Origin of the sequence: Curtobacterium sp. SP.BCo (assembly GCF_051903265.1) — a bacterium.
In the GTDB taxonomy this organism is placed as follows: domain Bacteria; phylum Actinomycetota; class Actinomycetes; order Actinomycetales; family Microbacteriaceae; genus Curtobacterium.
Genome location: NZ_CP194337.1, coordinates 2,700,081 through 2,719,628 on the forward strand (window position 1 = coordinate 2,700,081; position 19,548 = coordinate 2,719,628).

Consider the following 19,548-nt stretch of genomic DNA (forward strand, 5'->3'; position numbering starts at 1 on the left):
GGTCTGGATCCGGGCGGCGCTCCGGTCCGGATCCGGGCGGCGCCCCGGTCCGGATCCGGGCGGCGCTCCGATTCCATAACGAGTGCAATAACGATCACAGAACCATCCGACACGGCCGGGCGCGCCGAACACCCCCCAACGGGTGTCGCGCGTGGAATGATGGCGTGGTGCCCGGGTTGATCGGGGCTCGGGTTTCCCTATCCACATCGTCACCAGCCAGGACATCGATGGACTTCATCGCACAGGAACGCGACCGCTTGCTGCGGTCGACGACCCGTGTCGTCGGCGTCGTCTGCGCGCTGATCTCCGTCATCGGGATCGTCTCCGCGCTCGCCGTCCCCGTCGTCCCCCTGCTCGGTGCCCTCGCGTGCATCGCGATCATGATCGGCGGGTTCCTCGTCTTCGGGTGGAATGGTTCGGTCTGGTGGACGGCCCTGATCCTGGCGTCCGGCCTCGGCGCCCTCGCACTCCTCTTCCTCGGCGTCGACGAGACCGTGCGCCCGATCATCGCGAGCGCCGTCGTGCCGCTCGCCGCCGGCAGCATCTCCGCGCCGCTCATGGCGCAGCGCGGCAAGCCCGTCGGACTCGCGATGACCATCGTCGCCGGGTGCGCGGTCGTCGTGGGGATCGTCTGGGCGAGCGGCAGCATCCTCGCGGGCCCGGTCACGGGAGCGCTGCTCGGGTGGGTGCTCATCGCGGTCGTCACGATCTGGATCTCCCGGAGCATCCCCCGGGTCGCACGCCGCATCGCCAGCATCGGCACCGCCCACCGCGCCGAACGCCAGGCCAGCGAGACCGAGGCACAGCGTCGGCAGGGCGCGCGCCTCCTGCACGACACCGTGCTCGCCACCCTGACCCTCCTGGCGCACTCCGGCGTCGGCGTCTCCGAGCAGGCGATGCGCGAGCAGGCCGCCGAGGACGCCCGGCTCCTCCGACACCTCCGACTCGGCGCGACCCCCCAGCCCTCGCAGTCCGGCGACTACTCCCTCACGCGCGAGGAAGAGTCCCCCCTCGGTCAGACCCTCGAATCGGTCAAGCAGCGGTTCGGTCGCATGGGCCTCGAGGTCAGCTGGCACGGCACCGGTCAGGTGCTCCTGCCCACGAACGTGCTCGACGCGTTCCTGCTCGCGCTCGGCGAGTGCCTCGAGAACGTCCGCCGACACGCTGGCGTCGGCGAGGCGCACGTCACGATCGTGCACGACAACGAGATGGTCCGCGCCATGGTCACCGACTCCGGCGTCGGGTTCGACCTCACCCACGTCAGTGCCGAGCGTCTCGGCTTCAAGGAGAGCGTGGTGAACCGACTGCGCGAGGTCGGCGGCGACGCCAAGCTCTTCTCCGCGCCGGGCTCCGGCACGACCGTCGTCCTGGAGGCCCCGCGATGAGCCGCATCCCCGAGGACACCATCAGCCGCGGCCTCCCCGGCGAGACCGTCCAACCTGCGCCCCGCACCCGGCGAGAGGCCCGTGAGCGCTACCGGGGCAGCGAACGACGGCAGGCGCGCGGGCTCCCCTCGACGTCCACCGGAGCACGGTCGATGCGGCAGGCCGCCAAGCCCGGTGCCTCGCTCGGCGCGGGGTACCTCGGACTCGGCGCCGCGGTCCTGACCGGGATCGAGGCCGTCGCCGGCATCGTCTTCTTCCTGATCCGCTGGACGGAGTTCACCGACCCGTGGCTCCCCGCCGCGGCGTGGGCGCTCTACCTCGTCGCCGCCGTCGGTGTGGGCCTGAGCCTGCTGACCTACGGCGAGCGACTGACGGGGCCGGCGTTCGTGCTCATCTGCGTCGTGCTCGCCTGCGTCGTGACCCTCGACTTCGTCGGCATCTGGCCGGAGCACGACATCGCCCACACGGCGTCCGCGTCGGTCGCCGCCGGGTTCGCCCTGCTGCCCGTCGCCACGCTGCGGCCCGCTCGTGAGGTCGCCGCGGCCATCGCCGTCCTCGGACTGGCGTTCGTCGCGATGGCGGTCGCCTCGACGCCCATCACGAGCGACTCCCTGCCGGCGATCGTCTCCACCGTCGCGCTCGTCACCGTCCCGCCGTCGATCGCGATCTTCGTCGTGCACCGGTTCCGGCAGCTCGTGCAGCGCGAACTCGACCGGGTCCTCACGCAGAGCAACGTCCAGGCGCCGCAGTTCGCCGTCGGCATGCTCGCCTCGGACGAACTCGCCCGACTCGACCTGGCCGCCGAGAAGCTCCTCGACGCCGTCGCCAACGGCAGCGATCCCCTGCCCCTGTCGGACGCCTCCGCATCCGTCGCCGCGTCCCTCGCCACCGAGCTCCGGCTGCACCTCATCGAGGGCCGCCGGGAGACCTGGCTCTACCACGCGATCACGGAGTCGGACAACCTCGGCCGCTCCGTCAGCGTCGCCGACCCGCAGTCGCTCGCGGGGCACCTCTCCCCCGCCCAGCGGGACGGCCTGCTGCAGGCGCTCTGGCAGATGGTCGGCGTCGCCGAGGGGCGCAACACCCAACCCGGCGTGCCCGTGGTCTCCGTGACGCTCGGTCCGGTCGGTTCCGACGGCCACCCCGTCACCGACGAGACCATGGACGTCCCCGTCGTCTTCGAGTCCCGCGGCGTCCCCCGCCGCCGACTCGGCCCCACTGCCTGGAGTGCCCTCCAGCGCATCGGCCCGTACACCGACTCCGTCCGTGACGGCGTGCTGCACGTCGTCGCGCACTGCGTCGTGGACCGACATCCGTCGATGTAGCAGTCGTCGCACGGAACCGGCTGGGCCCGAACTGCCGGACACCCTGACCAGCCTGCCCGTGCCACGTGGTCCGTCCACCTAGGATCGGCCACGACAGCCCCCGAGAAAGGACGCCAGCATGGCGACTCCAGAGGAACCGATCCGACTCGCACTCGTCGACGACCACAGGATGCTCCTCGGCGCGCTCACCGAGTGGATCCGCAGCGCCGCCGACGACATCACGCTCGTCGCCGCCGTCACGACCTGGCCGGAGCTCCTCACGAGCCCGGCGTTCCCGGTCGACGTGGTGCTGCTCGACCTCGACCTGAAGGACTCCATCCCGGTGTCCCTGAAGATCTCGACGCTCAAGACCGCCGGCGTGAAGACCGTCGTCATGAGCACCTACTCCGAGCCGAACGTCGTCCGCGAGGCCCTCGCCTCCGGCGCCCTCGGCTACCTCGTGAAGAGCGAGGACGCGGACATGATCGTCGAGGCGATCCGAGCCGCACAGCGCGGCGAGCAGTACGTGTCGGCCGAGCTCGACCTCGCGATCAACAGCGGCGACGTCGGTGGCGTGCCGAAGCTCAGCGCCCAGGAGCGTCGCGTCATGGCCCTGTACGGCGGCGGCGAGCCGGTGAAGAGCGTCGCGTACCAGCTCGGCATCTCGGAGGAGACCGCGAAGAGCTACCTCAAGCGCATCCGCGAGAAGTACCGCGTCGCCGGCTTCGACGTCGGCACGAAGGTGGCCCTGCGGAAGCGCGCGATCACCGACGGCATCATCGTGCAGGACGGCAGCCCGGTCGGGCTGTAGGACTGGTTGTCCGCACACCCCCGGAGGCGTCCGGTCGCCGCGGGACGAGGCGGTCGCCACGCATCGTGAGCAGGAACCGTCGGGTCCCGAGAGCAGACCCGACGACTTCTGCTCACGAAGCGAACGCTGCCGCACTACGCGACGGACGGGAGGCACGGCGCGCGCCCGTCACGCGCCTCCCGGCCCGCGCGCGCTCACGCCCGTACTTGCGTGCGCCCGCGCCCGCCCCCGCACGTCACGCCCCCGCTCGCGCGGGTCACGCGCGCTTCGTGAGCAGAAATGGTCGAGTTCCGAGACCGGGCGCGACCATTTCTGCTCACGAAGCGAGCGCCGCCGCCCCCGCGGCCCCGCGGCCCGGCACCCGTGCGGCGTCAGACGAGCGGCACCGGCGCGGTGATCGGGCCGGTGCTCGGCGCCGACGAGCGCAGCGCGGCGCGACGGCTGCTCCGACGCTCGGCGCCGTAGCTGATCATCGTCATGAGGACGCCGAGCAGCGCCAGCACGATGCCGAGCCACCCCGGCGCGAGGAACCCGGCACCGGCCGCGATGACCGCGCCGCCGAGGGCCGCACCGATCGAGTTGCCGATGTTGAACGCCGAGTGGTTGAGCGCGGCGGCGATGGTGCGCGCGTCCCCGGCGACGTCCATCAGTCGGGACTGCACCGCCGGCGGGATCGCGGACGAGGTCGCGCCGATGAGGAACGCCCCGAGGAACATGCCCCACACCCACTGCGCGGTGAGCACGGTGACGAGCAGCGCGCCGATCAGGGCGAACATGCCGACGTAGATCGTGCGCTTCACGCTGTGGTCGGCGAGGTGCCCGCCGAGGACGCCACCGACGACCATGCCGACGCCGACGACCACCAGGACGATCGGCACGAACGACTCGGGCAGTCCGGTGACGTTCTGCACGAGCGGCGAGATGTACGAGTAGACGGCGAAGAACCCGCCGAACCCGACCGCGCCCAGGCCCATCACCATCCAGACCTGCGGGACGCGGAACGCAGTGAGCTCCCGGCCGATCGTGGCGTGCTCGTCGCGGGCGCTGCGCGGCACGAAGGCCCACACGGCCAGGAACGTCAGCGCGAAGAGCACGGCGACGACGCCGTACGCGATGCGCCAGCTGGCGACCTGCCCGACCCAGGTGATCGCCGGGACGCCGATGACGTTCGCGACCGACAGGCCGAGGAGCACCATGGCGATGCCCTTGCCGCGCTTGCCCGGGCCCATGATGTCGCCGGCGACGATCGACGCGATGCCGAAGTAGGCGCCGTGCGGGAGGCCGGCCACGAACCGAGCGACGAGGACGAGACCGAACGACGGCAGGATCGCGCTCGCGACCGTGGCCAGGACGAACCCGACGAGCAGCACGAGGATGAGTCCCTTGCGCGGGAACTTCGCCGACATCGCCGCGATGGTCGGCGCACCGACGACGACGCCGAGTGCGTACGCGCTGACGAGCCAGCCGGCGTGTGCGATGCCCGCGTCCGGATCGATGCCGTACTGGTGCGGCAGGAGCGCCGCGGCGATGTTCGGCAGGAGGCCCATCGCGACGAACTCGGTCGAACCGATGGCGAACCCGCCGAGGGCGAGGGCGATGAGCGCGAGTGCGCGGCGCGCAGGCGTGAGCTGGGACATGGTGCCTGTTTCGGACGGGAGGAGCGGGACGGGTTCCGGACGTCGGCCCGCGTCGGGCGCAGGTCGGCTGGGACCGTCGTGGTACGTGTCACCGCACCGGGCCTCCGATCCGACCGGGCCGCGGACGCAGCGACCGACAGACGGCGGAGGACGGCCCTGGTTCAGCGGCGAACGGGGACGACCGAGCGCTTCGAGCACCCGGTCCCAGCAGTGTAGACCGCTCCAAACCCGGAACGGAAGTCCGTCGGACGAATCGATTCGACCCGTGTCAGGCGGCGCGACGCTCGGGCTGGGCGACGGACGCGCCGACGAGTTCCGGCAGTTCCTCGCGGTGAACCCACCCGGAGCCGCACTCGGTGCAGCTCGCCCAGGCGTGGTCGCCTTGCTCGTCCGTGTCGACGACGACCGTTCGCAGGTCGCAGTCGGGGCACCAACCGTCGTGCATCATCACGCGCTCCTCGTCGTCGTCGTCCGGACGCCGCTCGCGTCCGTCACCGACAGGAGACACCCGACCACCGACATCCGTGGGACCCGGGCGGCGTGTCGGCGTCGAGGCGAGGACACCCGGAGCGGGCACCCAGCCAGGGCGCGGACCGCTCAGGCGTCGAGCGCCGCCTCGAGCCGTTCGAGCTTGCCGTCGATCTCACCGGTGCGCCCCGGACGGATGTCGGCCTTGAGCACGAGCGACACCCGCGTGCCGTACGCCCCAACGGCCTCGGTGGCCCGCTTGACCACGTCCATGACCTCGTCCCACTCCCCCTCGACCTCGGTGAACATCGACGAGGTACGGTTCGGCAGCCCGCTCTCGCGGACGACCCGCACGGCCGCGGCGACCGCGTCGTGCACGGACCCGTCCGACGTTGCGGAGGGACCACCGGACGGGGCGACGGAGAACGCGACGATCATGCGTCCATCCTGCCCGGCGAGACGACCGCGTGCCCGGCGGTCGGTCGCGACGCCCCGAAGCCCAGCCGGACGATCGCCACCACGCTCCACACCAGCACCGCGACCTCGAGGGCGTTCCGGAGCGTCAGCACGACGAGGATCCACGGCTGCACGGTGAGCACCTGGTCGTAGAACCCGGGGTAGACCACCTGCGTCAGCAGCGCCATCGGGATCGCGGCCACGGCGACGGGCAGGAACCGCCGGGCGCTGGGCCGACCTGCGACGAGCCCCCACACGACCGGCACGGCGAACCACCCGATGTACTGCGGCGACCCGACCTTGTTCGCGCCCACGAGCGCAGCGACGAGCAGCAGCGCGAGGAGCGGCGCCGCCTCGGTCCGGTGGGCCCCGCGGCGGACGGCCCACAGCGCCAGGAGCACCCCGGCGATCACGACGGCGGCCATCAGCGGTGTGGAGACCGCCGCGGCGGCGTGCGTCCCGGCGCCCGACACCTCGAAGGTCAGGATCTCCCGGTTGTAGTAGACGGCCGCTCCGGGGACCCCCAGCGCCGCCGCCCACATGAAGGGGGTCGCGAGCGGCGCCTCGATCTGCAGTGCACGTCCGGACTGCTGCCCGACGAACGAGAGCAGGTGCGCCGCTCCGCCGTAGAGGACGTCGACGAGCACGATGAGCGCGGTCAGCACGAGCGCGCCGGCGAGCACGCCGCGGCGGTGGCCGCGCCGGAGCAGCAGGAGCACGCCGACGAGCGCGGCGGGCCACACCTTCGTCCACGCCCCGGCGGTGAACAGGGCGGAGGCGACGGCCGGCCGGGTCGCGACGAACGCCACGCCGATCAGGGCGAGCACGGTCGCGACGGTGTCGATGCGCCCGAGGCCGATCGGTCCGAGGGCGAGGAGGAACCCCAGCCACCACCACACGACCCGCACGCCGAACCCGCGGAACCGCCAGAGGAACGCGCAGGCGGCGGCGTCGAGCACGATCACGAGCACGAGCCAGCCGGTGCCGATCGATGCGACGCCACCGAGCGCGGCGGCGGCCATCGGCACGATCGCGAGGATCGGGTACACCCAGTCCTCGTCGATGCCGACCCAGAAGTGGGAGCCCTGCCCGGTCTCGATCCAGCGCCGGTAGGTGATGGTGACGTCACCGAGCGGCAGGTTCGCCGACACCGAGGTCAGCCACCAGAGCACCGCGTGCACGACGACGAACGCGACGGCGAACCCCACGACCTCGAACCGGCCCGGGGACCACTGCGACCGCGACACCGTCCTCTGCACCGGACGAGCGTAGCGGCCGGTCACACCGGAGGATCTGCGAAGACACAGGGTCTTGAGAGCATGACGTGTCACCGTTCTGCGCGTGACCTCCGAAACCCCGCGCAAGCGCCGCAAGGCCGTCATCTGGATCGCCGTCCTCGCCGCCGTCGTCGTGCTCGGCGTCGTCGGCGTGGTCGTCGGCACGAACGTCTACACGAGCAGCGAGAACGCGAAGGCGTCGGCAGCGCCGTCGGTCGCTGCGAGCCGCGCCCCGTCGACGATCGACGACTCCGACCTGTCCGGCTCGTGGACGGTCGGCGGCGACTCCGAGGCCGGGTACCGCGTCCACGAGGTCCTCAACGGCTCCGACGTCACCGTCACCGGACGCACCGACAGCGTCGCGGGCACCGCCACCGTCGACGGCACGTCGATCACGAAGGCCACGATCACCGTGCAGGTCGGCGACATCGCCACCGACTCCGCCCAGCGCGACTCGTACTTCCGCGACTCGGCGATGGACACGTCGGCGTTCCCGACCGCCACGTTCGAGCTCACCGAGCCGATCGCGGACGCGGTCCCCAGCGGCTCCGGTACGACGAAGGTCGAGGCGACGGGCAACCTCACGCTGCACGGCGTCACGAAGGCGGTCACGGCGACGCTCGAGGTCGGGCTGAACGGCGACGGCGTCGACATCTCGGGCTCGATCCCGATCACCTTCTCGGACTACGGCGTGCAGGCCCCGAGCCTCGGGTTCGTGAAGGTCGACGACGCCGGGGCCGTCGAGTTCCTCGTGCACGCGACGCCCGCCTCGTAGCCCGGCCGCGGGGGCGGCCCCGTCCGCGACGCACCACCTGCGGGCCTGGAGGCGCGGTGCGGCCCCGCCCCGCGCCTCCAGGCCGACCGCGGTCGCGCCCGCGTCGTCTAGCCCTGCGCGTCGCCCGCCACGACGAGGTCCCGCACGACCCCCGGCAACTGCTCGATCAACGCGGTCATCGGGAACGGTCCGCCGCCGGACGCGCGCCGCGCGGCGATGCCGTGCACCACGGCCGCCGTCGCCGCCAGGTGTGCCAGGTCGGACGGGGTGAGCGACGAGCCGGACGCCTCGGCTGCCCCCTGGCGCGCCGCCACCAGCGCTCCGAGGACCCCACCGAGCACGTCACCGGCGCCGGCTGCGGCGAGCCACGGCGTCGCGGAGGACGCCACCAACCGGACCGCGCCGTCGGGGGTCGCCACGTGCGTCGCCGCACCCTTGAGGAGCACCACGCTCCCGGTCTGCGCGGCGGCCCGGAGCGCAGCCGCGGCCGGGTCCTGCTCGATCGACTCCCGCGGGACGTCGAGCACGCCGGCGAGCTCCCCGGCGTGCGGCGTCAGCACCGCGAGCGGCCCGAGCGCGACGAGCGGGATCGCACCGGCGTCCACGACGACCGGGACGCCGTCGTCCGAGGCGTGCCGGAACCCGTCCGCCGTCGTCGGGTCGAGCGCGTCGAGCGACGGCGCGGAGATCCCCGATCCGACGAGCCAGGCCTGCACCCGGCCGACCCCGGCGACCGCCTCGGGCCGACGTGCGAGCACGTGGTCCGACGCCCGGGCGGGCCCGACGTACCGGACCATCCCGACCCCGGTGTGCACCGCCGCGTCGACACCCATGACGGCGGCCCCGGGGTACTGGTCGGACCCGGTCGCGACGCCGAGCACCCCGCGTCGGTACTTCGTCGACTCCCCGTGCGGCGGGGTGGTCCAGTGGGCGGCGTCGGACGGGGCGAAGGGGACGAAGTCGTTCACGGACGCCACGTTACGGTGGAGCGCATGAGCCTGTTCCTGCCTGGTCGCGTGGTGGTCTTCGACTACGGCGAGGTGATCAGCCGGACGCCGCACGCCTCGCGGGACGCGCTCGTGCAGGGCACCGGCGTCCCCGCGGACGAGCTGTTCCCCGTCTACGGGGAGCTCCGGCACGCCCTCGACCGCGGCGATCTGTCCGTCGTGGAGTACTGGCGCGCGATCGCCGAGCGGACCGGACGGACGTGGAGCACCACCGACATCCACCGGTTCTGGGCGATCGACTTCACCGGCTGGTTCGAGGTCGAACCGGAGACCCTCGCGATCGTCGAGGAGCTGCACGACGCGGGCACCCGGATCGCCCTGCTGTCGAACGCTGGCTTCGACTTCGGCGACCCGTACCGTCGCTCTCCCATGGGGTCCCTGTTCGAGACGGTGGTCGTGAGCGCCGAGGAGCACGTCCTCAAGCCGGACGCCTCCATCTACCGCGACACGTGCACACGCCTGGGAATCGACGCGGCGCAGATGGTGTTCGTGGACAACAGGGCCGAGAACGCCGCCGGTGCGGAAGCGATCGGAGCGGTCGGCCACCACTACACGTCGCCCGCCGGGCTCCGCGCGTTCCTCCAGGACCTCGCGGACGGCGGCGCGACCGCCGAGAAGGAGTCCGCGTGACGCACGCCCTGTTCGAACCGATCACCATCCGCGACCTCACCGTCCGCAACCGCATCTGGGTGTCCCCGATGTGCCAGTACTCGGCCGAGGCGCAGGACGGCGTGCCGACGCCGTGGCACCTCGTGCACCTCGGCGGGTTCGCCAAGGGCGGTGCCGGCGCGGTCGTGGTCGAGGCGACCGGTGTGGTCCCCGAGGGGCGGATCAGCCCGCAGGACCTCGGCCTGTGGAACGACGAGCAGCGGGACGCCTTCCGGCCGATCGTCGACTTCGTCCACCAGCAGGGCGCGGCGATCGGCGTCCAGCTCGCGCACGCCGGCCGGAAGGCGTCGACCTTCCGCCCGTGGGAGTCCACGCACGGTTCCGTCCCCGCCGAGCAGGGAGGCTGGTCGACGGTCGCCCCGTCCGCCGAGGCGTTCGACGGGTACGCCGTCCCCCGCGAGCTCGCGACGGAGGACATCCGCGTCGTCGCCCTGGCCTTCGCCGCGGCCGCACGTCGCGCGGTCGAGGCCGGCTTCGACCTGGTCGAGCTGCACGCCGCGCACGGGTACCTGCTGCATCAGTTCCTCTCGCCGCTGAGCAACCACCGCACCGACTCCTACGGCGGCTCGCTCGAGAACCGCGCCCGCGCACTGCTCGAGGTCGTCGACGCCGTCCGTGCCGAGGTCGGCGAGGGCTTCCCGGTCGTCGTCCGGTTCTCCGCGACCGACTGGGTCGACGGCGGGCTGACGCTCGAGGAGACCACGCAGGTCGCCCGTTGGGCCGCCGAGCACGGCGCGGACCTCGCCGACGTCTCCACCGGCGGCAACGTCGCGAGCGCGCCGATCCCGGTCGGACCCGGCTACCAGGTGCCGCACGCCGCCGCGATCAAGCGTGACGCGGGCATCGGCACGATCGCGGTCGGGATGATCTCGGACGCGTTCCAGGCCGAGCAGATCGTCGCGACCGGCCAGGCGGACGTCGTCATGGTCGGCCGGGAGTTCCTGCGCGACCCGGCGTTCCCGCTCCGTGCCGCCGCCGAGCTCGGCGTGACGGTCGACTACGAACCGCAGCAGTACCACCGGGCGCGCGTCACCGCGTAGACGGGTCTGCGCGACGCGGGTCGCAGCCCTCCCGACCGCGACCGGACGGGAGGCGCGACCCGCGTTCTGTACGTCTTCTCGGTTTGGCCGCGCCCCAGGCAGTACGATTGGCCTCACTGTGGACGATCCCCCGAATAGTTCTTCGCCTCACTCATCCGCCGCTCACTCGGTGAGCTGCACTCCCTCGCGCCCTGCGGGAGGTGAATCATGAGTCCGATCGACATCGTCATGCTGATCGGCGGCATCCTGCTGACACTCGGCACGGGTGTCTTCGTCGCGTCCGAGTTCGCGCTGGTCAACCTCGACCGCGCCGACGTCGAGGCCCGGCGTGACCGCGGTGCGACCGGCCTCGCGCCCGTCATCGGTGCGCTGAAGGTCACGTCGACCCACCTGTCCAGCGCGCAGCTCGGCATCACGCTGACCACGCTGCTGACCGGCTACCTGCTGGAGCCCTCGATCGCGAAGCTGCTCGAGGCGCCGTTCCTCGCGATGAACCTGCCGGAGGGGATCGTCGAGACGGTCGGGTCGATCGTGGCGCTCGTCATCGCGACGCTGCTGTCGATGATCCTCGGCGAGCTCGTACCGAAGAACTTCGCGCTCGCACTCCCCCTGCAGACAGCACGGCTCGTCGTCCCGCTGCAGGTGGCCTTCACGACCGTGTTCAAGCCCGCCGTCGCGGTGCTGAACGGCACCGCCAACGCGGTGCTCCGGTCGATGGGCATCGAGCCGCAGGAAGAGCTGTCCGGTGCGCGGAGCGCCGAGGAGCTCACCTCGCTGCTCCGTCGGTCCGCGTCCGAGGGGTCCCTCGAGCAGGACACCGCGACGCTGCTCGAGCGGACGATCTCGTTCTCCGAGCTCAGCGCGAGCGACGTGATGACCCCGCGCCCGCGCGTGTCCACGATCCAGGTGTCCTCGTCGGCATCCGAGGTGATCGACCTCGCCCGACGCACCGGGTTCAGCCGCTTCCCGGTCATCGAGGAGGACGCGGACGACGTGGTCGGCATCGTGCACGTCAAGCAGGCCGTGGCCGTCCCGCGTGAGAAGCGTCCGGAGGTCCCCGTCGGGGCCCTCATGACCGACGCCGAGCGCGTGCCGGAGACCATGCCGGGCGACACCCTGCTCGCCGAGGTCCGTGGCCGCGGCTACCAGATGGTGATCGTCGTCGACGAGTACGGCGGGACCGCCGGCGTCGTCACGCTCGAGGACCTCGTCGAGGAACTCGTCGGCGAGGTCTCCGACGAGCACGACCGCGCCCGCATCGACGTGGTCCGCTCCCGCAACTGGCTGACGTTCCCCGGGCTGCTCCGTCCCGACGAGCTCGAGGACCGTGCTGGCGTGACCGTGCCCGAGGACGGCCCGTACGAGACCGTCGGCGGGTTCATCATGTCGACGCTCGGGCGCCTGCCGGTCGTCGGCGACGAGGTCCCGCTCGACGGCGGCGTGTTCCGGGTCGAACGACTCGACGGCCGACGCATCGACCGGATCCGCTGGACCCCGACACCGCCCGAGACGCCCGCCACGGGCATCATCATCCCGGCCACGAAGGCCGTCACGAAGGGTGGGACCCGATGAGCTCCGACTGGTGGGGAATCTTCTGGCTCGTCGTGCTGCTGCTCGGCAACGCCTACTTCGTCGCGGCCGAGTTCGCCGTCATCTCCGCTCGACGCTCCCAGATCGAGCCCCGCGCCGAGCAGGGCTCGAAGGCGGCGCAGATGACGCTGTGGGCGATGGAGCACGCCACGCGCATGCTCGCGACCACGCAGCTCGGCATCACGGTGTGCTCGCTGCTCATCCTGAACGTGTCCGAGCCGGCGATCCACCACCTGCTCGAGGTCCCGCTGCACCTCACCGGGTGGAGCGCCGAGGTCATCGGCATCGTCGCGTTCGTGTTCACGCTGCTGCTCGTGTCCTTCCTGCACGTGGTGTTCGGCGAGATGGTCCCGAAGAACATCTCGTTCTCGATGCCGGACCGCGCTGCACTGCTGCTCGTCCCGACGCTCTGGTACATCGGGCACGGCCTGCACTGGGTGGTCGTCGGGCTCAACGAGGTCGCGAACGGCGTGCTGCGGCTGTTCCGGGTCGAACCGAAGGACGAGGCGGTGAGCGCGTTCACCGTCGAGGAGGTGCAGACCATCGTCGAGCAGTCCCGCCGCGAGGGCACCCTCGTCGACGACGGCAAGCTCCGGATGGCGTTCGAGTTCACGGAGAAGAAGGTCAAGGACGTCGCGGTCCCCATGGCCGAGCTCGTCACCCTGCCCGATGACGCCACCCCCGGCGACGTCGAGCGTGCGGTGGCGCAGCGTGGGTTCTCCCGGTACGTCCTCGTCGGCGACGACGGCGACCCCACGGGCTACGTGCACGTGAAGGACGTCATCGACCTGCGTCCGGACGAGTACGACGACCCGGTGCCACCGAAGCGCATCCGGCAGCTCATCTCGCTGTACACGGAGATGGACCTGGAGGACGCGCTCGCCACGATGCGCGCCGCCGGCCGCCACGTCGCGCGGGCGTTCGACGCCGACGGCCGGACGCTGGGCGTGCTCTTCCTCGAGGACATCCTCGAGGAGCTGGTCGGCACCGTCGAGGACGCCACCCGCCGCCGCTGACGCAGACGGGAGGCGCGGTGCCAGCTGGCACCGCGCCTCCCGTCCGAAGGCCAACCGAGCCGAGTCTCGGGGCCGGCGACACTTCTCGCGCGCCGGCGCACGAGGAGTGTCGCCCAGGGCGAGTCTCGCGCCGGGCGCGGGCGCGCTACCAGCTGACGGGCAGCGGCTTGCCCTCCTCGTAGCCGGCGGCGGACTGGATGCCCACGAGCGCCCGCTCGGAGAACTCGGCGAGCGACGACGCGCCCGCGTAGGTGGCGGAGCTCCGCACACCGGTGGTGATCATGTCGAGCAGGTCCTCGACCGAGGGCCGCTCCGGGTCGAGGTAGATCGTCGACGACGAGATGCCCTCGGCGAAGAGCGCCTTGCGGGCCCGCTCGTACGGGTCGAGCCGCTCGAAGCGCTCGCGGACGGCCTTCGCCGACGCCATGCCCCAGCTCTCCTTGTACGCCTTGCCCTCGGCGTCCCGTCGGAGCACCCCGGGCGCCTCGAGCGTGCCGGCGAACCACGAGCCGATCATCACCGCCGACGCGCCCGCGGCCAGTGCCAGTGCGACGTCGCGCGGGTACCGCACGCCCCCGTCCGCCCAGACGTGCGCGCCGAGGGAACGGGCTGCGGCGGCGGTCTCGAGCACCGCGGAGAACTGCGGACGCCCGACGGCCGTCATCATGCGCGTGGTGCACATGGCGCCGGGTCCGACGCCGACCTTGATGATCGTCGCGCCGGCGTCGACCAGGTGCGCGACGGCGTCGGCGGTCACGACGTTGCCGGCGACGAGCGGGATGCCGAGGTCGAGGGCCGCGACGGTGCGGAGTGCCCGGAGCATGCCCTCCTGGTGTCCGTGCGCGGTGTCGAGCACGAGCACGTCGACCCCGGCGGCGGCGAGGGCCTGCGCCTTGGCCGCGACGTCCCCGTTGATGCCGACGGCTGCCGCGACCCGCAGGCGTCCGGAGGCGTCGACGGCCGGCGTGTAGATGTCGGACCGGATGGCGCTCGTCTGGCTGACCGTGCCGACGACCTTGCCGTGCCGCATGACGGGCGCGAAGTCGACCTCGGCGCCGCTCAGCACGTCGTACACGTGCCGCGGCGACCCGGCGTCCTCGGCGTCGATCGCGGTCGAGGCCCCGTGCAGCAGGTCGCCGAGGGTCGCGTCGGGACCGGCGGTGCCGAGGCGGCCGGCGGGCACGCACCCGAGGTACTCCCCCGCGGCGTCACGCACGACGACGCCGCGTCCGGCGACCGGGAGGAGCTGCTCGAGCGCCTCGGCCACGGTGGTGTCCGCGCCGAGGTCGTAGGCCGTGTCGAAGTCGACCGGCTGGTCCTTGACCCAGCGGATCGCCGCGTCGAGGTCCTGCAGGTGCATGTCCTGGGGCAGCACGCCGAGCCCGCCGCGCCGGGCGAGCGTCGCCGCGAGGCGCGGGCCGGTGACCGAGTTCATGTTGGCGCTGACGATCGGGATGGTCGCGCCGGTGCCGTCGTTGGTCGCGAGGTCCACGTCGAAGCGGCTCGTCACCGCCGACCGGCTGGGGACGAGGAAGACGTCGGAGTAGGTCAGGTCGTGCGTCGGCCGCGTCTCGTAGAACCTCATGCGCCCCACTGTACGGCTCCGGTGGGTGGCCGGTCTGGGCAGGCCAGCGCGCCCCTGGCACGACACGCGCGACGGGCGGACGGGAGGCGCGACCCGCCTCGTCCTGACACCGAACGGTCATCCGTGAGCGGCTAGGCTTGGCACCTGTGCGGGGCAGGGTTGCCGCGCACGACACACACGAGCATCTATCGACGGAGAGTGGGCGATCGGCTGTGTCGAGCCATCTGACCGGAACGGACGAGACCGCGGGCGAATTCGGGGCGAACGAGTGGCTCGTCGACGAGCTCTACGAGCAGTTCGTCGCGGACAAGGAGTCGGTCGACAAGTCCTGGTGGCCGGTCCTCGAGAGCTACCACCGCACGCAGGGTGCTGACGCTTCCGCCCCTGCCTCCACACCGGCTCCGACCGCTGCGCCGGCTGCGTCGACGGCCGCTCCGGCATCGACCACCGCCGCACCGTCCGAGGCGAAGTCCGGGCCGATCCAGGCGAAGACCACGTCGCGCCAGCCCACACCGCAGCCGATCCCGGCCGAGGCCAACGACGAGGCCGACCACCACGAGGAGACGCACGAGGACGTCGCCACCCCGCTCCGCGGCATGGCGAAGACCCTGGCGTCGAACATGGACGCCTCGCTGACCGTCCCGACCGCCACGAGCGTGCGGACGATCCCGGCGAAGCTGATGATCGACAACCGCATCGTCGTCAACAACCACCTCCGTCGGGCCCGCGGCGGCAAGATCTCGTTCACGCACCTCATCGGGTGGGCGATGGTGCAGGCGCTCAAGGAGTTCCCGAGCCAGAACGTGTTCTACGAGGAGCGCGACGGCAAGCCCTTCGTGGTCGAGCCTGCGCACGTGAACCTCGGCATCGCGATCGACGTCCCGAAGAAGGACGGCACGCGCTCCCTGCTCGTCCCGAGCATCAAGCGTGCCGAGACCCTGACGTTCGGGCAGTTCCTCTCCGCCTACGAGGACCTCGTCAAGCGCGCCCGTGACAACAAGCTCACGCCGACGGACTTCCAGGGGACCACGATCTCGCTGACGAACCCGGGCGGCATCGGCACCGTGCACTCGGTCCCGCGTCTGACGAAGGGCCAGGGCGCCATCATCGGTGCTGGCGCCCTCGAGTACCCGGCGCAGTTCCAGGGCTCGGCGGAGAAGACGCTCGTCGAGCTCGGCATCGGCAAGACCATCACGCTGACGAGCACCTACGACCACCGCGTCATCCAGGGCGCCGGGTCGGGCGAGTACCTCAAGAAGGTGCACGAGCGCCTGATCGGCGAGCACGGCTTCTACGACGACATCTTCTCGGCGCTCCGGATCCCGTACAAGCCGATCCAGTGGGCCAACGACATCAACGTCGACCTCGCGCACCGGGTGAACAAGACCGCGCGCGTCCAGGAGCTCATCAACAGCTTCCGGGTCCGCGGACACCTGATGGCGGACATCGACCCGCTCGAGTACCGGCAGCGGACGCACCCCGACCTCGAGATCGAGAGCCACGGGCTGACCTTCTGGGACCTCGACCGCGAGTTCGTCACCGGTGGGCTCGCCGGCACCACGAACGCCCCGCTGCGCGACGTCCTCGGGATCCTGCGCGACGCGTACTGCCGCAAGGTCGGCATCGAGTACATGCACATCCAGGACCCGGAGCAGCGTCGCTGGGTCCAGGCGCACATCGAGGTCCCGTACTCGAAGCCGTCGAAGGACGAGCAGCTCCGTGTGCTCGGCAAGCTCAACGAGGCCGAGGCCTTCGAGACCTTCCTGCAGACGAAGTACGTCGGGCAGAAGCGCTTCTCGCTCGAGGGCGGCGAGTCGACCATCGCGTTCCTCGACACCCTCATCCAGCACGCCGCCACGGCCGGCCTCGACGAGGTCGCGATCGGCATGGCACACCGTGGCCGCCTGAACGTCCTGACGAACATCGCCGGGAAGACCTACGGGCAGATCTTCCGCGAGTTCGAGGGCTCGTCCCTCCCGGGCGCCGTGTCCGGCCAGGGCTCCGGCGACGTGAAGTACCACGTCGGCACCGAGGGCGTGTTCCGCGCCAGCGACGGCACCGCCATCCCGGTCACGATCGCGGCGAACCCGTCCCACCTCGAGGCCGTCGACGGTGTGCTCGAGGGCATCGTCCGCGCCAAGCAGGACCGCGAGGCCCCCGGGACGTTCGGCGTGCTGCCCGTCCTCGTGCACGGCGATGCGGCGATGGCCGGGCAGGGCGTCGTGGTCGAGACCCTGCAGATGTCCCAGCTGCGCGGCTACCGCACCGGTGGCACCGTGCACCTCGTCATCAACAACCAGGTCGGGTTCACCACCCCGCCGGAGTCGGCGCGCACCTCGGTGTACTCCACCGACGTCGCGAAGACGATCCAGGCACCGATCTTCCACGTGAACGGCGACGACCCCGAGGCCGTGGCCAGGGTGGCGGAGCTCGCCTTCGCCTACCGCGAGGCGTTCCACCGCGATGTCGTCATCGACCTGATCTGCTACCGCCGCCGCGGACACAACGAGGGCGACGACCCCTCGATGACGCAGCCGCTGATGTACAACCTCATCGAGGCGAAGCGCTCGGTCCGCACCCTGTACACCGAGGCCCTCGTCGGGCGCGGTGACATCACGCAGGAGGAGTACGACGAGGCGCACCGCGACTTCCAGGACCGCCTGGAGCGCGCCTTCGCCGAGACGCACGAGGCACAGACCGGCACGATCCCCGTGATCACGGTGGACGACGACGGTGCCGTGCAGGGCCTCGAGCGCCCGGCGGCGCAGCGCGACGACTCCGAGAACGAGGTGCACGACACCGCCGTCTCCGAGGACCTCGTCCGGGCGATCGGCGACGCGCACAGCAACCCGCCCGCCGGCTTCTCGATCCACCCGAAGCTGCAGCAGCTGCTGTCGAAGCGCACCGACATGACGCGCAACGGCGGCATCGACTGGGCGATGGCCGAACTGATGGCGATCGGTTCGCTGCTCGTCGAGGGCAAGCCCGTGCGGCTCGCCGGGCAGGACGCCCGCCGCGGCACCTTCGTGCAGCGCCAGGCGGTGTTCCACGACCGGGCGAACGGCCAGGAGTGGCTGCCGCTCGCGAACCTCACCGAGGACCAGGCCCGCCTGTACATCTACGACTCGCTCCTCAGTGAGTACGCGGCGATGGCGTTCGAGTACGGCTACTCGGTCGAGCGGCCCGAGGCCCTGGTGCTGTGGGAGGCGCAGTTCGGCGACTTCGCGAACGGCGCCCAGACGGTCATCGACGAGTTCATCTCGTCCGCCGAGCAGAAGTGGGGACAGCGTTCGGGCCTCGTGCTCCTGCTCCCCCACGGCTACGAGGGCCAGGGGCCGGACCACTCGTCCGCCCGCATCGAGCGCTACCTGCAGCTGTGCGCGCAGGACAACATGGTCGTCGCCCGGCCGTCGACCCCGGCGTCCTACTTCCACCTGCTGCGCCGGCAGGCCTGGGAGCGCCCGCAGAAGCCGCTCGTGGTCTTCTCGCCGAAGGCCATGCTGCGCCTGCGCCAGGCGACGAGCGCGGTGGACGACTTCACGAGCGGCACCTTCCAGGAGGTCCTGGACGACGACCGCGTGACGGACAAGGCCGCGGTGCGCCGGGTCGTCCTGCACTCGGGCAAGGTGCACCACGACCTCCGCGCCGAGGTCGAGAAGCGCGGTGTCACCGACGTGGCACTCGTCCGCCTCGAGCAGCTCGCCCCGCTGCCCCTCGAGCGCATCCTCGAGGTCCTGGCCGGCTACCCGGACGCCGAGGTCGTCTGGGCGCAGGAGGAGCCGGAGAACCAGGGCGCCTGGCCGTTCGTGTGCATGAACCTGTCGCCGCACCTCGACGGTCGCCCGTTGTCCGTCGCCGCTCGTCCCGCGAGTGCCGCGCCGGCCACGGGGTCGTCGAAGCGTTCGGCGCAGGAGGCGACCGAGGTCATCACGACCGCATTGAGCGCGTCGGCCTGAGCGTCAGGAAGCGCCCCGCCCGGGAGTCCGAGGGACTCCGGCACGGGGCGCTTCGACGTTCGCGAGGAATGTGACGGCTACGCGATCTTCGTGTAGCGCACCCCGGCGTCGTGGTAGCCGCGCTTCTGGTAGAACCGGTGCGCGCTGTCGGTCGCGGCCGCGCTGACGGCGCTGAGCCGACGCGCGCCCTGCTCCACCGCCCACGTCTCGAAGGTGCCGATGAGCGCGGATCCGGTGCCGTTCCTCCTGGCCGTCTCGTCGACCACCAGCAGGAGCAGCTGCGCCGTGGGCTCGTCGCTCGCGTAGGCCCACGTGACCTGCGCACCCGCGACGGCGACCGCACGGCCGGACTCGTCCCGCACCACCCAGGTGCGATGACCGGCCTCGGGCGTGAGCCGTTCGAGACGGGCCCGCATGGCGGGCTCGTCGACGACGTGGCCGAGCAGGCGGACGAGGGCGGCGACGTCGGCGACGTCCGTGTCGGACCAGCTGGCGATCGACTCGACGAGGAGGGTCATGCCGCGACCCTACCGAGCCGGAGCGGCGTGTGACGACACGCCCGCGCCGGCACC

16 protein-coding genes are annotated in these 19,548 nt (G+C 71.7%); 9 read left to right on the plus strand and 7 right to left on the minus strand.

Annotation, left to right across the window (positions count from 1 at the left end; all coding sequences use genetic code 11):
- Positions 1 to 227: 227 nt before the first annotated feature.
- From ACRQ4B_RS12840 to ACRQ4B_RS12850, 3 genes are all read left to right on the plus strand, one after another.
- Positions 228 to 1,385, plus strand: coding sequence for a sensor histidine kinase (locus ACRQ4B_RS12840; RefSeq protein WP_439691807.1), 1,158 nt, complete (start codon positions 228 to 230; stop codon positions 1,383 to 1,385).
- Positions 1,382 to 2,710: a hypothetical protein gene (locus tag ACRQ4B_RS12845; protein ID WP_439691808.1), complete on the plus strand. Its 1,329-nt coding sequence runs from the start codon at positions 1,382 to 1,384 to the stop codon at positions 2,708 to 2,710. The genes ACRQ4B_RS12840 and ACRQ4B_RS12845 overlap by 4 nt, the downstream gene beginning before the upstream one ends.
- A gap of 118 nt (positions 2,711 to 2,828) precedes the next feature.
- Positions 2,829 to 3,500, plus strand: a complete 672-nt coding sequence (locus ACRQ4B_RS12850) for a response regulator (RefSeq protein ID WP_069710716.1) — start codon at positions 2,829 to 2,831, stop codon at positions 3,498 to 3,500.
- 371 nt (positions 3,501 to 3,871) lie between these two features.
- On the opposite strand, the gene ACRQ4B_RS12855 is transcribed toward ACRQ4B_RS12850, so the two are convergent.
- The 4 genes from ACRQ4B_RS12855 to ACRQ4B_RS12870 form a co-directional block, all read right to left on the minus strand.
- A complete protein-coding gene (locus ACRQ4B_RS12855; RefSeq protein ID WP_439691809.1) occupies positions 3,872 to 5,137 on the minus strand; it encodes an MFS transporter in 1,266 nt (421 codons plus the stop codon).
- A 268-nt stretch (positions 5,138 to 5,405) separates the two neighbouring features.
- Entirely contained in the window at positions 5,406 to 5,585 is a 180-nt protein-coding gene (locus ACRQ4B_RS12860) for a hypothetical protein (RefSeq protein WP_439691810.1), read from the minus strand.
- 149 nt (positions 5,586 to 5,734) lie between these two features.
- On the minus strand, positions 5,735 to 6,043 hold the full coding sequence (locus ACRQ4B_RS12865; protein ID WP_439691811.1) for a thiamine-binding protein: 309 nt from the start codon (positions 6,041 to 6,043) through the stop codon (positions 5,735 to 5,737).
- A complete protein-coding gene (locus tag ACRQ4B_RS12870) occupies positions 6,040 to 7,320 on the minus strand; it encodes a glycosyltransferase 87 family protein (RefSeq protein WP_439691812.1) in 1,281 nt (426 codons plus the stop codon). Before ACRQ4B_RS12870 ends, ACRQ4B_RS12865 begins: the two co-directional genes overlap by 4 nt.
- Positions 7,321 to 7,402: 82 nt before the next feature.
- Here ACRQ4B_RS12870 and ACRQ4B_RS12875 point away from each other — a divergent pair, with 82 nt between their 5' ends.
- Positions 7,403 to 8,113 (plus strand): YceI family protein, encoded by a 711-nt coding sequence (locus ACRQ4B_RS12875; RefSeq protein ID WP_439691813.1) that lies wholly within the window; start codon positions 7,403 to 7,405, stop codon positions 8,111 to 8,113.
- A gap of 107 nt (positions 8,114 to 8,220) precedes the next feature.
- Here ACRQ4B_RS12875 and ACRQ4B_RS12880 read toward each other — a convergent pair whose 3' ends face one another.
- Positions 8,221 to 9,081, minus strand: a complete 861-nt coding sequence (locus ACRQ4B_RS12880; RefSeq protein ID WP_439691814.1) for an ADP-dependent NAD(P)H-hydrate dehydratase — start codon at positions 9,079 to 9,081, stop codon at positions 8,221 to 8,223.
- A gap of 24 nt (positions 9,082 to 9,105) precedes the next feature.
- Here ACRQ4B_RS12880 and ACRQ4B_RS12885 point away from each other — a divergent pair, with 24 nt between their 5' ends.
- The 4 genes from ACRQ4B_RS12885 (at position 9,106) to ACRQ4B_RS12900 (ending at position 13,435) form a co-directional block, all read left to right on the plus strand.
- Positions 9,106 to 9,750 carry an HAD family hydrolase gene (locus ACRQ4B_RS12885; RefSeq protein WP_439691815.1) on the plus strand — a complete coding sequence of 215 codons (645 nt, stop codon included), beginning with the start codon at positions 9,106 to 9,108 and terminating at the stop codon, positions 9,748 to 9,750.
- Positions 9,747 to 10,829, plus strand: coding sequence for an NADH:flavin oxidoreductase/NADH oxidase (locus ACRQ4B_RS12890; protein WP_439691816.1), 1,083 nt, complete (start codon positions 9,747 to 9,749; stop codon positions 10,827 to 10,829). Before ACRQ4B_RS12885 ends, ACRQ4B_RS12890 begins: the two co-directional genes overlap by 4 nt.
- A 207-nt stretch (positions 10,830 to 11,036) precedes the next feature.
- A complete protein-coding gene (locus tag ACRQ4B_RS12895) occupies positions 11,037 to 12,401 on the plus strand; it encodes a hemolysin family protein (protein WP_439691817.1) in 1,365 nt (454 codons plus the stop codon).
- Positions 12,398 to 13,435: a hemolysin family protein gene (locus tag ACRQ4B_RS12900; protein WP_439691818.1), complete on the plus strand. Its 1,038-nt coding sequence runs from the start codon at positions 12,398 to 12,400 to the stop codon at positions 13,433 to 13,435. Before ACRQ4B_RS12895 ends, ACRQ4B_RS12900 begins: the two co-directional genes overlap by 4 nt.
- A gap of 145 nt (positions 13,436 to 13,580) precedes the next feature.
- Here ACRQ4B_RS12900 and ACRQ4B_RS12905 read toward each other — a convergent pair whose 3' ends face one another.
- Complete coding sequence (locus ACRQ4B_RS12905) at positions 13,581 to 15,020, minus strand: GuaB1 family IMP dehydrogenase-related protein (RefSeq protein ID WP_439691819.1); 1,440 nt, start codon at positions 15,018 to 15,020, stop codon at positions 13,581 to 13,583.
- A gap of 212 nt (positions 15,021 to 15,232) precedes the next feature.
- Between ACRQ4B_RS12905 and ACRQ4B_RS12910 the strand changes: the two genes are divergently transcribed.
- Positions 15,233 to 18,976: a multifunctional oxoglutarate decarboxylase/oxoglutarate dehydrogenase thiamine pyrophosphate-binding subunit/dihydrolipoyllysine-residue succinyltransferase subunit gene (locus ACRQ4B_RS12910; protein ID WP_439691820.1), complete on the plus strand. Its 3,744-nt coding sequence runs from the start codon at positions 15,233 to 15,235 to the stop codon at positions 18,974 to 18,976.
- A gap of 77 nt (positions 18,977 to 19,053) precedes the next feature.
- Here the strand turns inward: ACRQ4B_RS12910 and ACRQ4B_RS12915 are convergent, their stop codons facing one another.
- Positions 19,054 to 19,494 (minus strand): GNAT family N-acetyltransferase, encoded by a 441-nt coding sequence (locus ACRQ4B_RS12915; protein WP_439691821.1) that lies wholly within the window; start codon positions 19,492 to 19,494, stop codon positions 19,054 to 19,056.
- Between the last annotated feature and the right edge of the window lie 54 nt (positions 19,495 to 19,548).